This is a genomic window from Streptococcus pluranimalium (assembly GCF_047785745.1).
GTDB lineage: Bacteria > Bacillota > Bacilli > Lactobacillales > Streptococcaceae > Streptococcus > Streptococcus pluranimalium_B.
The window spans coordinates 20,684-36,078 of the sequence record NZ_JBLOJT010000005.1 but is presented as its reverse complement, the minus strand read 5'-3'; the positions used below and the strand labels follow the sequence as shown (position 1 = coordinate 36,078).

The following is a 15,395-nucleotide window of genomic DNA, read 5'->3' as shown; positions in this document are numbered from 1 at the left end:
GGATAAAAACCATTACCGTTTTCTTAGACTTCCCAAGATACCTCGAACCAGTTCACGGCTGACGGTTCGGATGGCTGAATTGACAAAGGTATCACGCGCTTTCTCAAATTCTGATTTGGGCTTACGTGCTCTGCGTCTTTCTTCCTTCTCAGCTTCCTTAGCTGCCTTCTCATCAGCTTTTTTCTTGTCTTCAGCAGCTTTTTGAGCAGCCTCGTCTGCCACTTTAGCAGCTAAGATTTCGTAAGCAGATTCACGATCAACAGCTTCTGTGTACTTATCATACAGATCCGATTGATTTATCAACACCTGTATTTCCATGGCTGATAAGACATCAAAACTGGATTTTGGTGGAATGATAAACCCTCGTTCCACGACCGCTGGTTGAGCATCCGGAGTCAAGAAGGAGATCAGTGCTTCCCCGACTTCAAGACTAGTAATAGCTTCCGCAGTGTCAATGTCAGGATTTTGTCTAAAGGTATCTGCCGCCGTTTTAACTGCCTTGATTTCCTTAGGCGTGTAAGCACGAAGAGCGTGCTGCACACGATTACCCAGCTGAGCTAAGATACTTTCTGGCAAGTCCAAAGGATTTTGCGTGATAAAGAAAATTCCCACACCTTTTGAGCGAATCAAACGGACCATTTGTTCGACTTTTTCCACGAATGCTTTAGGGGCATCTTTGAACAAGAGATGCGCTTCATCAAAGAAGAAAACAAACTTAGGCTTGTCTAAATCACCCACTTCTGGCAAGGTTTCATAGAGTTCAGCCAACATCCACATGAGAAAGGTCGCATAGAGGGTTGGAGACTGAAAGAGTTTGGTTGCATTGAGGATATTGACAATCCCTTGTCCTTTATCATCAGTCACGATAAAGTCTGTCAACTCCAAAGCCGGCTCACCAAAAAAGACCTCCCCACCTTCTTGTTCTAAAACCAAAAGCCCCCGCTGAATAGCCGCAACTGATTGTTTGGCAACATTACCATAAATCGCTGAATAATCGCTGGCATGGTCATAGACTTCTTTTAAAATAGCCTGCAAATCTTTTAAATCAATTAAGAGCCAGCCTTTTTCATCCGCAATCTTAAAGACAATATTTAAAATACCTTCTTGCGTTTCATTGAGACCTAAAAGGCGCGACAACATCAAAGGACCCATTTCGCTGATGGTTGCTCTAACTGGGTGTCCAGCTTGCCCTAAAACATCCCAAAGACGTACTGGAAAAGCTTGTGGTTCAAAATCCTTATAACCAATTTTTTCCAACCGTTGACTGAGCTTATCTGTTAAAGCTCCCTCTTTAGCAATATTCGTCAAATCACCCTTAATATCTGCTAAAAAGACTGGAACACCAGCTAAAGTCAACTGTTCAGCTAGAACTTTCAAGGTTACTGTTTTACCAGTACCTGTTGCACCTACAATAAGCCCATGACGATTTAGCATGTTCAACTGCATCATAATCGGTTCTTTGCCAACACCAACTTGAATTTCTGTCATCTTTTTTCTCCTATAGTTCTTTGGAATCTCATTATCTTTATTGTAACACAATGGCTGACAGCTTAGGCCTTTGTCTCCCCGAAAAATGTCAAAAGAAGTGTTAAAGAAAACTGCATAGCTCAACCAACACCAATAGCAAATAGCACGTTACCGATGCCCAAGGTGCCACCAACTAACCAACCTAAGAGGCTAACAGTTACTTCAATCCCAGTTCTAACAACCGACACACGCCAGCCAGTCAATTGGCAAAAACCAACCATGAGACCATCACGAGGCCCAGCACCCATATGACAAGTCAGATAGATGGCTGAGGCTAACCCTACCAAAAAGATTCCTATAAAGGTCAAAGTCACACGACCCAACAAAGATTCTGGACCATCAACCGTCTCGGCAACCATGCCTAATACCCAAGCAATAATAATCATATTCAGAACAGTCCCAATTCCCGGTTTAATCCTAATCGGAATCCATGATAAAAGCGCTAGACCAGAAATGATAAAGGTCATAAACCCTAAGGGAATCTGTAATTGTTGTGATAAGCCTTGCGACAATACTGTCCAGGGTGTTGAGCCCAGATTTGCCAGAACCAGTCAAGCTTCTCCTCATCCGAATACTACCAGACCAATCACTAAAACCACCAAAGATTTAGGATTAAAATCCCAGAAACCCTCTGCCGTCCACGGCATGAGCGGAATCACCTTACTTTTCGACATGACACAGCTCCTCTAACAAATCATCTACCTGCTCATAAGTCATGGACAAATCACCACTATTATCGATTATCCGATCAGCCAAGTTCCTTTTTTCGTCTAAAGAAAGCTGCGCTGCTATGCGTTTTCGAGCCTGTTCTTCTGAATAGCTATTTCGCTTCATGAGACGGTTCAACTGCTGCGCGGGATCAAGGTAAACAAGCCAGACTTGGTCGAGCTGGCTTTGATAATCCAATTCAAACAAGAGCGGAATATCCATGAAAACCACCTCATGTTCTTGTAATAAATCATCTCGCCTCGCCAGCAGTTCCTGCCGAATAATAGTATTCTGCAGAGCTGACACCTGAGCACGAATAGTATCATCCGAGAAAAATTGCTCAGACAGAGCTTTTCTATCAATGTCGCCATCAGGAGCTAGGATTTTATTCCCATAAAAATCTACTAAGATATCATAGAGTTTGCCTCCCTTCGCTTGAAGCTCATGGACGACAGCGTCCGCATCAATGACTTGGAAGCCTTTTTGGCGTAAATAATTTGTCACCGTCGACTTGCCTGAAGCAATACCGCCAGTCATTCCAATGGTCTTAGTCATAGTTTTTGGCACTTGGGACAATAGTGACTGCCCCTTCCTCCTACTTGAATTTTAACAATTGCAGTTCCACAACGCGTACAAGGTTGACCTGTCATGCCATAGACATTTAAAAACTGCTGCATGGTTCCATCTTCGCCCAAAGCATTGCGATAGGTCCGAATCGTTGACCCACCCTTTTCAATACCTAACTGCAAGATACGAATCGTTTCATCATGCAGACGTTTGATTTCAGCTTTTTTGAGACCAGAGCTGATCCGCAATGGATGCACCTTGGCTGCCCAGAGCACCTCATCCACATAGATATTTCCCAAGCCTGCTACCAGGATTTGTTCCAAAAGATAGGGTTTGATTTTTTTAGGAGACGATAGCAGAGCTCGCTCGAAAGGAGCGTATTTAAAGGTTTTCTTGGTTGGCTCAGGACCTAATTTCTTAGCGTTGAAGTAGGCTTCTTCTTGCAACGGAAAAAGTATCTCCATAGTCCCAAACTTACGCACATCTTGATAAACCAAGACAGACTGATCTGTAAAAGTAAAAAAAACATGAAAATGCTTATTCTCAGGAACACTCTCTTGATTCTCAAACATGAGATATTTGCCCTCCATCCGCAAATGGGAAATGAGCAACAAATGACCAAAATCAAAAATCAAATATTTTCCACGACGGCGCATGGCTTGAATAGTCATCTGACCATCAATCAGTGGAGAAAAAGAATCTACCCCCATCACCGCAATCTTAGCAAAAGCAAAGCGAATGTCTTGGATGGACTTTCCAACCACATATTTCTCTAAACCACGACGAACCGTCTCAACCTCAGGAAGTTCAGGCATAATTACGATACCAAGAGCGACAAAAAAGCGACTGAAATTTAGGAGAACGACCGAAGTGTGTCAGCACACAAGGAGTTCTATCTAATTTCCGAGCTTTTCGCTCGGGTTCAGGTCAACTTACAATACTCTTTCCTTTCTCAATTTAATATTTATTAGCAATAGGAATACTGACGACGATGCCTCAAGCATCTAGGAAGTATGATCTTTTTTCACAGTGTCGTAGGCGAGTTCAATTAAACTCGCTGGTTTTGTTCAATACAAGATTAAAAAACTATAATAATTAATCCCAAAATACTGATTAGCAAAAGAACAGTTATTAAAACTGTTCCATAGATAAAATTAAGACGAAATTGCTGTCTAGGAATAGTTGCCTCATCATAAGTATTTTTAATAAAATGATAGCTCATTTTGTACTCTATCCATGCATAAACAAAGATTAGCATCCCTAACAAATCTAGCATAATTCCAATGCTATTAGCGACAAGCTCACTAGTCACCCCTTGCAAAAATGAAGCAAACGAAATGCCAATACCTGCTAAAGAAAAGCCTGTTCGAATCCAGGCTGCAAATGTTCTTTCAGTTGCTAAAAATGAACGATTTTGTGCGAGAGCTGTTCTTCTTTCAGCGAGCTCGTCACTATAGGATTGCTTGATAGTTTGGTTTGATTTATCCATTTTTGCTCCCTTTTAAACTCTTAAAAATACTTCCTTACTAAATCATCATTATCATTCCGTTCAGAAAAGAGTTCAGACGACGTCTGGTCGAAGAAAACAGGAAACAACTCGTCCATAGAATCTGCTAAGTCAATTTTGCCTGCCAACAAGTCCTGGCGAGACACCCACTTAACTTCCCCTTCTTCTGAAGAAGTCAGCGTCCCTGAAAAATCAGATGTTCGATATAAGAAGACCAAGTATCTAATCTTGTCTCCCCTCGTTTGAAAGTGTTTAACGCCAACTAGCTCAGGATTTGAAATGGTTAAACCAGTCTCTTCTAAAACTTCACGAACGACAGCATCGTGTAGGCTTTCACCTTTTTCAATATGACCACCCGGAAATACAGCTCCATACCAATCATAACGTTTGGGGTCTCTGATTTGAACGACACAATTATCGTCCTTGTTCTCAACCAGACACATATTGGTTAAAATCACATCTTCACTACGTGGCATAGGTCTCCTTTATCGTCCTACTTGGAATTGTCCTGAAAAATACTCTTCTAGCATCACCTTTTGTTGCGAGCTGAATAGGTCTAAATTTGCAATCTCGTCTGCCGAAAAGAAAGCTAATTGAAGGGTCTCCTCATTGGCAAAGTGATCAATGGAATATGATTTGCTCGCCCTTACTTGGTATAAAACACCAACTGTTTGAGCTGCATCACCATTTGGAAACACTGTTTCGAAGTTTGTGTAAACATTTAACAGTTTGACCGGTTCGACAACAATGCCTGTTTCTTCAAAAAATTCACGAACCACAGTATCTGCCGAACTTTCGCCCAATTCCATGATGCCACCAATAACACCCCAATTCTGACTATCTCCCCTTAATTGCAGGAGAACTCTGCCATCTTCATCACACAAAATACCTGCAGCAAAATTTAGAAAAATCTTATCCTGGCCCACTTTGGACCGGATATAGGAAACATAATCTAGCGGCATTTCAGCACTCCTTTATCGTCCTAATTTAAAGTCATTTTCAAAATATTCTTTTAACATCAAGCGATGCTTATCAGAAACACTCTTTAGTTGGTCAATTTCTTCTTTTGTAAAAAAGGCTACTTTCAGCGTTTCTTCATTATGAAAATCACTGATATCTCCAATCTCTGTCGCTGTCAGTTCATAAATGAAAACAACTGTTTGGACTTGATCACCGTTTGGATAGACCTCGTCAAACTTTGTATAGACATTCAACAAACGCTTAGCTTGGACTTCAATTCCTGTTTCCTCATAAAACTCACGAACAGCTGATTCAAGAGAGGATTCACCCAATTCCATGGAACCACCCGGAATTGCCCAAGTCTTCTTGTCACCCCTCAGCTGGAGAAGAACTTTTCCGTCCTAATTTGCCAAAATGCCCCCAGCAAAGTTGATAATCACCTTGTCATGTCCAACTTTTGAGCGGATGTAGGAAATATAATCTTGTGACATATTGAATCCTTTCAAGAATATCTCGTAAAACGATGTGCTACAGTTTTTTTATTTCAAGGTCGGCGGGCTATTGAGGTCACTTCCCCGACCTCGCTTCTTAATTTTCAGGCTCGGGTTAAAAACATCTCCCAGACATTTTTAATACTCCTTCTCATTATAGCCAAAGTCGGCCAGGTCTAGTTTTTTATCACGCCAGTTTTTCTTGACCTTGACCCAAGTTTCCAGGAAGACCTTGTCTCCTAGCATGAGTTCAATGTCTCGGCGAGCCATGGTTCCTATTTTCTTGAGCATGGCACCTTGTTTGCCGATAACAATCCCTTTTTGGCTATCACGTTCAACCATGATGGTTGCGCGGATATGAACCTTATCCGTTTCTTCATCACGTTTCATGGAATCAACAACCACGGCGATAGAGTGCGGAACTTCTTGTTGGGTTAAATGAAGAACTTTTTCGCGGATCATTTCTGAAACCAAGAAACGCTCTGGGTGATCTGTAATTTGATCTTCTGGGAAATATTGGAAACCTTCCTCAAGATTATCTTTAAGGATTTCCATCAGACGATTAACATTATTCCCTTGTGTCGCTGAGATCGGAACGATTTCTTTAAAGTCCATTTGGTCTTTAAAATCATCAATCTGTGCCAAGAGCTGATCAGGATTCACCTTATCAATCTTATTGATGACCAAGATGACAGGAACTTTAGCCGCTTTTAGGCGCTCGATAATCATATCATCACCCTTACCACGCGCCTCATCTGCTGGCACCATAAAGAGGACCGTTTCCACTTCACGAAGGGTACTGTAGGCAGATTCTACCATGAAATCTCCCAAGGCTGTCTTAGGTTTGTGAATCCCTGGCGTATCGATAAAGACGATTTGTTCAGTATCTGTAGTGTAGATGCCCATGATTTTATTGCGCGTTGTTTGCGCCTTATCACTCATGATGGCAATTTTTTGCCCCATGACATAATTCAAAAAGGTTGATTTTCCAACGTTTGGACGACCTAAAATCGCCACAAATCCACTTTTATATGACATAAATTCTTTTCTTTCTTTTATTCAGTAACTGTCTGATAGTCAACTATCAAACGCAATTCTATATTTTATCCAAAAACCAAGTTCCACATCTTTGGAACAAAGATGATTAAACCGGTTATTAAGGCATAGACCGAAATCATCAAAACTGCTCCCGCAGCCATGTCTTTAGCATTTTTTGCCAACATGGAGAAGTGGTAATCACTCGCCAAGTCCACGACATTTTCGATGGCTGAATTGATAATTTCAAAAGAAATCACCAAAAAGATACTTAGGAGTAAAAACAACCACTCTAGGGCTGAAATTTGAAAAACAAGCCCTGCTATAATCGCTAGAAGAGCCGAAATCATGTGCTTACGCATATTGCGCTCTTCCTTATAAGCGTTGACTACCCCAGTTATAGCAAACTCCATGCTAGCTGTTAGGGTTCGGTTTTTCCATTTTTTTTGCTTATTGTCTTGTGAGTCCATAGGCACTTAAAATCTCTTCCTGTAGTCCAAACATCTCTGCTTCTTCTTCTGGTGTGTAATGGTCATAACCGTTGATATGAAGGAATCCATGAACGGCCAAGAATCCCATTTCACGCTCAAAAGAATGCCCATACTCCTCAGCTTGCTCACGCGCCTTATCGATGGAAATAAAAAGCTCACCAATATAGGCATCAAACTCTTCCATCATCTCAGCTAACTCAGGATTTTCTGCCAAATCCTCCTCATCAAAAATGATAGGATTTTCTGGTTTATATTCCAAGCTGATAACGTCTGTTGGGCGATCCGTGTCACGATACTCCAAATTTAATTCATGGCTACGTTCGTTAGTCACAAAAGTAACAGCCATTTCCTTGTCAGCTTTCCCAGTTTTTTCAGCCGCAAATTCAAGCAAATCAAGTGTTTGCTTCTTGATCTCTTCGGAGACTTGTCCCGTCTCGTCAATCATCTCTACATACATATGTTAGATACTAATCATCACTTCATCTAAAGTGCGACTTTATCCTTTCTTTCAAATTCTTATAGTCTTATCATTATACCATAAATCCTAGGGAAGCTCTCTATCCGTCTATAGATACTTTGATAATGAAATCATTTCCTTTGTGAATTATAGAGTATCATGATATGCTAGTTTTGGAAATATTTTTAGGAGGTATCATTATGGATACATTATCTAGATTCACAGAATCTATCTTTGGAGCTCTTCCAGGTGCCATTCGCATCATCGTTTTAATCCTCGTAGCCCTTATCGTAGCTGCTATTGTTAAAAAGTTGGTCATCAAAGGTCTTACAGAATTAGCTCCTGTCGCTAAATTATCAAAATGGGGATTGGTAAAACCAACACAAGACGAGAAAGCTCTCATTAAGGGATTCGGTCAATTTGCCTACTTCTTAGTCATCGTATTCTTCCTACCAGCTATCCTTTCTGGTCTTGGAGTATCGAGTGTGGTTGATCCAATCTCAAACATGTTTGCTAAATTCTTTGGTTTCTTACCAAATGCTGTAGCAGCTGGTCTTATCCTTTTCGTAGGTGTTTTCCTTTGCAAATTCGTTAAGAACCTTGTTAGCAGCCTCTTGGTGAAATTGCCATTTGAAAAATGGATAAGCAAACTCTTCGATCAAGATGTGGATCAAGCTAAAGTAAATGAAGTGAAAATCGCTGATGTTCTTGCATCAATCGTTTACGTTCTTCTCTTCATCCCAATCCTAACACTTGCTCTTGAAACGCTTGGAATTAAATCATTATCAGAACCAATCGTTGGCTTGCTTGATCAAGTGATTAGCTTCATTCCAAACATCTTGGTTGCTGTTGTTCTTTTGGCAATCGGTGGTTTCATTGCTAAATTGCTTAGCAACTTGCTTGAAAAAGTTCTTAAAGCATCAGGTATCGATAAATACTCACAATACCTCAGCATTAAAGGTCAAGCTGAATACCAAATTTCAGCTGTCCTTGCTAACATCGTTAGTGCTATTATCTTAGTTTTCTTCTTTGTACAAGCACTTGCAACACTCAACCTCTCTGTTCTTAACACCATCGGTCTTGCAGTGATCGCTTACCTTCCTGCTGTGATTAGTTCACTAGCAATCCTTGGTCTTGCTATCGTTCTTGGTAACGTTCTTGCTGGGTTCATTGCTAAATCTACAAGCAGTAAAGCTCTTGGAGAAGTTGTTCGTTACGGTTTGATCGCCCTTGCTATTTTTATGGCACTTGATCAATTAAACATCGCTCAAACCATTGTTCAAACAACATTCACTACCATTCTTGGTGCTGTTGCTGTTGCTTTCGCCCTTGCCTTTGGTCTTGGTGGTAAAGACTTCGCAGCTCGTCAACTTGAGAAATTAGAAAACTTCCTTAACAAGAAATAAGGTCTAAAAACATCAAAAGCATCTCAAAGCGAGGTGCTTTTTTACACAAGAAAAAGACTCTCCGAATCATCAGAGAGTCTTTACGTTAACACTAAACTCAATCCTTATCCTCAGGTAATTCCCCAATAACTTCATAAGTTGTTAAACCCGATTTTGTAGAAGCTTGATTCTCTTCTGTTGACTTTTGAGTCGACTCATGCAAAGGTTTGGTTTCATAGGCATTGATGATTTCGGCAACCACTGGATGACGAACCACATCACTGGCTGAGAAGTGAACAAAATCAATCTGTTTGATCCGTTTTAACTTTTCAGCTGCATCAATCAAACCTGATTTTACATTACGAGGCAAGTCAATTTGACTGGTATCACCGTTGACAATCATCTTAGAATTAAAGCCAAGACGTGTCAAGAACATCTTCATTTGCATGATAGTCGTGTTCTGCGCTTCATCCAAAATGACAAAAGCATCATCCAAGGTACGTCCACGCATATAAGCTAATGGCGCAATCTCAATGATTTCACGCTCCATGAGACGTGTCGTCTGCTCCTTACCTAAAATCTGATAAAGAGCATCATAAACAGGACGAAGATAAGGATCAACTTTTTCCTTTAAGTCTCCCGGTAGAAATCCTAAACTCTCGCCAGCCTCTACCGCAGGACGCGTCAAGATAATGCGCTTAACCTGACCACGCTTGAGGGCTGTGACAGCCAAGGTCACCGCAAGAAAGGTCTTCCCAGTACCAGCAGGACCAATACCGAAAACCACATCATGCTTCTTAAGGCTATCTACATAAACCTTTTGACCTAGCGTTTTAACGCGAATGGGCTTGCCATAGCTATCCTTGATAATTTCTTCTTCATAAAGAGCTACAAATTTATCGATGGTTCCATTCTCAGCCATGGAGAGAGCCGTCACCACATCAGATGTGTTAACCGTCATGCCACGTTCTACCAAGACAAGGAGAGCTTGAATAGTGATACGTGCCAACTCTACTGCTTCTTGCTCATCAGCTAAAATCTGAACACGCTCAGTTCTAGCATGAATAATAACCTGAAGATGCTCTTCAATAAGGCGTAAATGGCGCTCATTAGTCCCGAAAAGTGCCAAGACATCATCGGGATGGTTAAGGGTAATTTCTACAGAGTATTCTTGCAAACTTAAATCCTTTTCTTTGTTAAATTACTTTCATTATATCAAAAAATCCCTAAAAATAGGGATTTTTTGAATATTGTAGTTTAATGTGCCAAATAATCTTCCCAAATCTGGTCAAAATGACTCAGATTGAAAGCAAAACTAGCTTCATCTTCCAAGTAGCGACTGATAAGGTCAAAGTCATCTGTATGCTTGGGAAATGTCGTATCTTCAAAAGCCAAATCAGCCAAGATAGCTACTGGCGCATTTGACTTAGGATTTCGCTCAGTCATCAACCAAGTATAAAAGGATTTTCTCAAAGCCAATTCTCCTCTAGAAACTGATGACGAATAGCACTTGAAGCTGCATAACGTTCAGGATTGGTTTTATAGAAACCTTGATGATATGCTTCTGCTTCATAAAAAGTCTCAGCAGGTTCAATCGTTGTCACAATCGGTTTATCAAAGCGACCTGATGCGTCTAGTGCAGCCTTAGAGGCTTCCGCAATCTTCTTTTGTGCTTCAGTTGTATAGTAAATAACTGGACGATAGTTATCGCCACGATCTTCAAACTGACCAAAAGCGTCCGTTGGATCGGTTTGTGCCCAGTAGAGTTCTACCAAATCCTTGTAAGACACCTTTTCAGGATCAAAGATAATTTCCACAGCCTCTGTGTGCCCAGTTGTATGACTGCAAACTTGCTCATAAGTTGGATTTGGGACGTGACCACCTGTATAACCACTACGAACAGATAAAATCCCCTCTTCTTCTTCGAAAGGTTGCACCATACACCAGAAACAACCGCCTGCAAATATCGCTCTTTCCATACTCATACCTCGCTTTATTTTTTTCTTATTGTAACAGAAAAATCCCAGATTGTCTGAGATTTTTTTATTTTTTCTGAAAACTAATCCATCAACTCCGTACCGAGACTATCTTGCTTAATTTTCTTAGCCTTCATCAATCCACCTAGTGCTTTTTTGAACTGCCCTTTAGAAATCCCAAAAGTTGCCTTGATATCTTCTGGGGAGGATTTATCATTAAGCGTCATGAAACCTCCATTTGACTCTAGATAAGTCAAAATCATCTGAGCATCATTTTCCAACATCTCAAAGGAACGCGGTTTAAGCGACAAATTTAAGGTGCGATCAACCTCACGAAAACCAATAACACGGGCATCTAGAACTTGCCCGAGACGTGGTTCAGCATAGCGTTCACTTGGGTGAATAAAGCCTAACATATTGTTCTTTGGTAGGTAAACGAATGTTCCCGACAGTTTGAGGCGATAAACAATAGCTGGCCACGTTTGATTTTGCATATTATCGTAGGCTGGTCCAGCCATTTTCTGAAAGACTTCGGCTTCAGCAGGCAGACCCCAAATACGATCCTTACGGTCTACATCAAGTTTGATGTACAAACGGTCTCCCTTTTTAGGCCATAATTCTTTCATCTCTGGAAGGACATCTAAGGAAACAACAATTTCCTTTTCTGGAATGCCTGTATCGACAAAGACTCCCAAATCGCGACGAACATCAGTAACTGTTCCCCATCCATAAGTCGTTCGTGTTGACGCGATATCCTTGGTAGTCAAACGCGGTTTTTGTCTCATAGCCGTATAAACAAAACCTTTGACCATCTCACCAATCTGGTGTGCTCCCTCTTCTTTTGCGAGTGCAAAGGTTATCCCATCTTTTTGGACAAAATAAGCTTGACTATTTTCATCTGTTACCATACCACTGATAACTGTACCTAGTAATTCATTCATGTTTTTTCTCTATTTCTTTGACAAAAAAGGCAATGGGACAAATCGCCCAAATCGGGTCTTTCATCACACCGCCTTTTAGTTTTTTATTCTTATCTTAAACTTCTAGAAGTTCTTTTTCTTTATTAGCAACCATGCTATCGATATGCTTAACAGCTTCATCTGTTGCTGCTTGAATATCTTTTTCAAGAGTGCGCAACTCATCTTCAGTGATTTCATTGTTTTTCTCTTGTTTTTTAGCATCATCCATAGCATCACGACGGATATTACGGATAGCAACTTTGGCATTTTCCCCAACTTTTTTCACTTCTTTAGCAAGGTCTTTACGAGTTTCTTCAGTAAGTGGCGGGATGACTAAACGAATAACTGAGCCATCGTTAGCTGGGTTAATTCCTAGGTCAGATTCATTGATAGCACGCTCGATATCTTTGATTGATGATTTATCAAATGGTGAAATCAAAAGCACACGTGCTTCAGGAACTGTGATTGATGCTAGTTGGTTAAGTGGTGTTGGAGCACCATAGTATTCTACTTGAATGCGGTCTAGAAGACTGGCATTAGCACGACCAGCACGAATACCAGCGAATTCACGAGCTAGTGATTGATGTGATTGCTCAAAACGTTCTTTTGCGTTTACAATAATTTCTTTAGTCATTGTTTTATCCTTTATCCTTTTATGCTTTATTTGAGACGGTTGTACCAATTTGCTCACCTAGAACAACACGTTTGATATTTCCTGGTTCATTCATGTTAAAGACAACCAGATCAATATCATTATCCATTGAGATAGCAGACGCTGTTGCATCCATGATCTTAAGGCCACGTTTAATCACTTCACCGTGTGTCAATTCGTCGAATTTAACGGCATCAGCATTTTTACGTGGATCATCGTTATAAACACCATCGACGCCATTTTTAGCCATCAAGATAGCATCTGCCTCGATTTCAGCAGCACGAAGGGCAGCTGTTGTATCTGTTGAAAAATACGGCGACCCGATACCTGCACCAAAGATAACTACACGGTCTTTTTCAAGGTGACGTAAGGCACGACCACGAATATAAGGTTCTGCGACGTTATGCATAGCGATAGCCGTTTGGACACGGGTATCGACACCTTCTTGCTGAAGGCTGTCTGCCATCACTAGGGCATTCATAACCGTACCAAGCATACCGGTGTAGTCTGCTTGAACACGATCCATTCCAGCCTCTGCAGCTGGCTCACCACGCCAAAGATTTCCACCACCAATTACAAGAGCAATCTGGATACCTGACGCATGAACTTCAGCAATTTCTTTTGCCATCTCTTGTACAGTCTTAATGTCAATACCGACACCACGATCACCAGCAAGAGCTTCTCCAGATAATTTAATCAAAACACGTTTATATTTTGGTTGAACCATGTTCTTCTCCTCAATATTAGTTGACATGATAACATATCTTCATCTTTACCATTTTATCATAAAGTGTCTTGATTTAATAGCCTGATTGCATTGTGGTTTTTACTTTTAATCAAAATAATTTATTTTATGATACCTATAAGCGTAGTAAAAAAGCACTTACCAAAGTAAATGCTTTTTATAACAACTTATTAAAGTGAGTTAGGATCAACTTTGATACCAACACCTTGAGTTGTTGTAAGTGTCAAGTTTGTGATGTAAGTACCTTTAGCTGTTGATGGTTTTGCTTTAACGATAACATCATTAAGAGCTTTAAAGTTTTCAACCAATTTCTCATCTTCAAATGATACTTTACCGATAAGAGCTTGAACGTTACCAGCTTTATCAGCACGGTAAGTGATTTTACCACCTTTAGACTCTTCAACGGCTTTAGCAACATCCATAGTTACGGTACCAGTTTTAGGGTTTGGCATAAGGTTACGAGGTCCAAGGACACGTCCAAGACGACCTACAACTGCCATCATATCTGGTGTAGCAATAACAACATCAAAATCTAACCAACCACCTTGGATTTTTTGAACAAGGTCGTCTTCACCAACGAAGTCAGCACCAGCTGCCTTAGCTTCTTCAGCTTTGGCACCACGTGCAAAAACAAGAACGCGAGAAGTTTTACCAGTTCCAGCAGGCAATACCATTGCACCACGGATTTGTTGGTCAGCTTTCTTAACGTCAATGTTAAGGTTGTATGATACTTCTACAGTTGCATCAAATTTTGCGAAGTTTGTTGATTTAGCAAGCACTACAGCTTCTTCAACGCTGTAAGCTTTTGTGCTGTCGATTTTTTCAAGTGCAGCACGCATTTGTTTACTTTTTTTAGCCATTATAAAATTTCTCCTTGTAATGTGGTAATAGCGATTTTCATCTCCCACGTCACTCATCGAAATAGACGATGAAGTTTAGCGGGTTCAGGGTCTCTTACTGATTAGTCAGTAACAGTGAATCCCATAGAACGAGCAGTACCTTCGATCATACGCATAGCAGACTCAACTGATGCTGCGTTCAAATCTGGCATTTTAGTTTCAGCAATTTCTTGTACTTGTGCACGAGTAACTGATGCAACTTTCGTTTTGTTTGGCTCACCAGAACCTTTTTCAACACCTGCAGCTTTTTTCAAAAGAACAGCAGCTGGTGGTGTTTTAGTAACGAAATCAAATGATTTATCTTCGTATACTGAGATAACAACAGGGATGATCATACCAGCTTGATCTGCTGTACGAGCGTTAAATTCTTTAGTGAATCCCATGATGTTGATACCTGCTTGACCAAGTGCTGGTCCAACTGGTGGAGCTGGTGTCGCTTTACCGGCAGGAATTTGAAGTTTTACAATGTTTTCGACTTTCTTAGCCATGAATAAAATCCTCCTATTGTGGTTTTGGCGGTAATTAAAGATTTTTACCTCCCACAAGCATGCATTAGCATACCTTTCTATTATACTTATTCTGAAATAAATTTCAAGTTTTTTATGCTTTTTTTCTTAAAATGATTTACTTTGAGCCGGATAATCGTTACAATAAACTTATGTCAGTATTCATGTTTAAAGTGCTCAGTGCGAGCCTACTCATTTTAACTCCGATTTTCACTTATATTATTTGCAAATTTTTCAAGCTAGGACGGCTTGGGATTAAATTTCCGGATATCACCGTTCCCCTATATATCCTTGAAATCATAGTAGTTAGCTCACAATTTTTTAAGCATAGCTTTATCTACTACTATCTAATCGCTATTTCCATCCTTGCCATTGTCGTTGCTTGTTGGCAATTCCTAAAAAATAAAACCTTTACTTATAAAAGATGGTTCAAGTTTTTTTGGCGCCTCAACTTCTTCCTCACTTTTTTCTTTTTTCTAGCGACTATTCTACTCATTTTCAATTTACCATCTTAATATCGTAAAAACAGT

The 15,395-nt window shown here is 40.4% G+C and carries 20 protein-coding genes and 1 pseudogene; 2 read left to right on the top strand and 19 right to left on the bottom strand.

The window, feature by feature from the left end:
* Positions 1–12: 12 nt before the first annotated feature.
* The 11 genes and pseudogenes from ACMZ6U_RS01770 to ybeY form a co-directional block, all read right to left on the bottom strand.
* Entirely contained in the window at positions 13–1,488 is a 1,476-nt protein-coding gene (locus tag ACMZ6U_RS01770) for a helicase HerA-like domain-containing protein (RefSeq protein WP_416105946.1), read from the bottom strand.
* Between the two features lie 119 nt (positions 1,489–1,607).
* Positions 1,608–2,039, bottom strand: a complete 432-nt coding sequence (locus ACMZ6U_RS01765) for a YczE/YyaS/YitT family protein (RefSeq protein ID WP_416105945.1) — start codon at positions 2,037–2,039, stop codon at positions 1,608–1,610.
* A 148-nt stretch (positions 2,040–2,187) separates the two neighbouring features.
* On the bottom strand, positions 2,188–2,790 hold the full coding sequence (gene coaE, locus ACMZ6U_RS01760; protein WP_416105944.1) for a dephospho-CoA kinase: 603 nt from the start codon (positions 2,788–2,790) through the stop codon (positions 2,188–2,190).
* Positions 2,787–3,617 carry a DNA-formamidopyrimidine glycosylase gene (gene mutM / locus ACMZ6U_RS01755; RefSeq protein ID WP_416105943.1) on the bottom strand — a complete coding sequence of 277 codons (831 nt, stop codon included), beginning with the start codon at positions 3,615–3,617 and terminating at the stop codon, positions 2,787–2,789. The genes coaE and mutM overlap by 4 nt, the downstream gene beginning before the upstream one ends.
* A gap of 263 nt (positions 3,618–3,880) precedes the next feature.
* Positions 3,881–4,291 carry a YidH family protein gene (locus ACMZ6U_RS01750; RefSeq protein ID WP_416105942.1) on the bottom strand — a complete coding sequence of 137 codons (411 nt, stop codon included), beginning with the start codon at positions 4,289–4,291 and terminating at the stop codon, positions 3,881–3,883.
* Between the two features lie 20 nt (positions 4,292–4,311).
* Positions 4,312–4,785: an 8-oxo-dGTP diphosphatase gene (locus tag ACMZ6U_RS01745; RefSeq protein ID WP_416105941.1), complete on the bottom strand. Its 474-nt coding sequence runs from the start codon at positions 4,783–4,785 to the stop codon at positions 4,312–4,314.
* A gap of 9 nt (positions 4,786–4,794) precedes the next feature.
* Positions 4,795–5,271: an NUDIX hydrolase gene (locus ACMZ6U_RS01740; RefSeq protein WP_416105940.1), complete on the bottom strand. Its 477-nt coding sequence runs from the start codon at positions 5,269–5,271 to the stop codon at positions 4,795–4,797.
* 12 nt (positions 5,272–5,283) lie between these two features.
* A pseudogene (locus ACMZ6U_RS01735) lies at positions 5,284–5,760 on the bottom strand (NUDIX hydrolase).
* 138 nt (positions 5,761–5,898) lie between these two features.
* Entirely contained in the window at positions 5,899–6,798 is a 900-nt protein-coding gene (era, locus tag ACMZ6U_RS01730) for a GTPase Era (RefSeq protein WP_416105939.1), read from the bottom strand.
* A gap of 65 nt (positions 6,799–6,863) precedes the next feature.
* Complete coding sequence (locus tag ACMZ6U_RS01725) at positions 6,864–7,265, bottom strand: diacylglycerol kinase family protein (RefSeq protein ID WP_416105938.1); 402 nt, start codon at positions 7,263–7,265, stop codon at positions 6,864–6,866.
* On the bottom strand, positions 7,246–7,743 hold the full coding sequence (ybeY, locus tag ACMZ6U_RS01720) for an rRNA maturation RNase YbeY (protein WP_104967427.1): 498 nt from the start codon (positions 7,741–7,743) through the stop codon (positions 7,246–7,248). The genes ACMZ6U_RS01725 and ybeY overlap by 20 nt, the downstream gene beginning before the upstream one ends.
* Before the next feature lie 200 nt (positions 7,744–7,943).
* On the opposite strand from ybeY, the gene ACMZ6U_RS01715 reads away from it, so the two are divergent.
* Positions 7,944–9,149, top strand: coding sequence for a mechanosensitive ion channel (locus ACMZ6U_RS01715; RefSeq protein WP_416105937.1), 1,206 nt, complete (start codon positions 7,944–7,946; stop codon positions 9,147–9,149).
* A 97-nt stretch (positions 9,150–9,246) separates the two neighbouring features.
* On the opposite strand, the gene ACMZ6U_RS01710 is transcribed toward ACMZ6U_RS01715, so the two are convergent.
* From ACMZ6U_RS01710 to rplK, 8 genes are all read right to left on the bottom strand, one after another.
* Positions 9,247–10,305: a PhoH family protein gene (locus tag ACMZ6U_RS01710; RefSeq protein ID WP_416105936.1), complete on the bottom strand. Its 1,059-nt coding sequence runs from the start codon at positions 10,303–10,305 to the stop codon at positions 9,247–9,249.
* 80 nt (positions 10,306–10,385) lie between these two features.
* The gene (locus tag ACMZ6U_RS01705; protein ID WP_062707489.1) at positions 10,386–10,601 is read right to left on the bottom strand and encodes a YozE family protein; all 216 of its coding nucleotides are present in this window, start codon (positions 10,599–10,601) and stop codon (positions 10,386–10,388) included.
* Complete coding sequence (gene msrA / locus ACMZ6U_RS01700) at positions 10,598–11,107, bottom strand: peptide-methionine (S)-S-oxide reductase MsrA (RefSeq protein ID WP_416105935.1); 510 nt, start codon at positions 11,105–11,107, stop codon at positions 10,598–10,600. The genes ACMZ6U_RS01705 and msrA overlap by 4 nt, the downstream gene beginning before the upstream one ends.
* An 80-nt stretch (positions 11,108–11,187) precedes the next feature.
* On the bottom strand, positions 11,188–12,045 hold the full coding sequence (locus tag ACMZ6U_RS01695; RefSeq protein WP_416105934.1) for a S1 RNA-binding domain-containing protein: 858 nt from the start codon (positions 12,043–12,045) through the stop codon (positions 11,188–11,190).
* A 94-nt stretch (positions 12,046–12,139) separates the two neighbouring features.
* A complete protein-coding gene (frr, locus tag ACMZ6U_RS01690) occupies positions 12,140–12,697 on the bottom strand; it encodes a ribosome recycling factor (protein ID WP_115129811.1) in 558 nt (185 codons plus the stop codon).
* Between the two features lie 19 nt (positions 12,698–12,716).
* Complete coding sequence (pyrH, locus tag ACMZ6U_RS01685) at positions 12,717–13,442, bottom strand: UMP kinase (RefSeq protein ID WP_160543733.1); 726 nt, start codon at positions 13,440–13,442, stop codon at positions 12,717–12,719.
* A 188-nt stretch (positions 13,443–13,630) separates the two neighbouring features.
* The gene (gene rplA / locus ACMZ6U_RS01680; protein ID WP_017770022.1) at positions 13,631–14,320 is read right to left on the bottom strand and encodes a 50S ribosomal protein L1; all 690 of its coding nucleotides are present in this window, start codon (positions 14,318–14,320) and stop codon (positions 13,631–13,633) included.
* A gap of 101 nt (positions 14,321–14,421) precedes the next feature.
* Complete coding sequence (rplK, locus tag ACMZ6U_RS01675) at positions 14,422–14,847, bottom strand: 50S ribosomal protein L11 (RefSeq protein WP_018380860.1); 426 nt, start codon at positions 14,845–14,847, stop codon at positions 14,422–14,424.
* Positions 14,848–14,978: 131 nt separating this feature from the next.
* Between rplK and ACMZ6U_RS01670 the strand changes: the two genes are divergently transcribed.
* Positions 14,979–15,380: a DUF3397 domain-containing protein gene (locus ACMZ6U_RS01670; RefSeq protein WP_416105933.1), complete on the top strand. Its 402-nt coding sequence runs from the start codon at positions 14,979–14,981 to the stop codon at positions 15,378–15,380.
* The last annotated feature ends 15 nt before the right edge of the window (positions 15,381–15,395 follow it).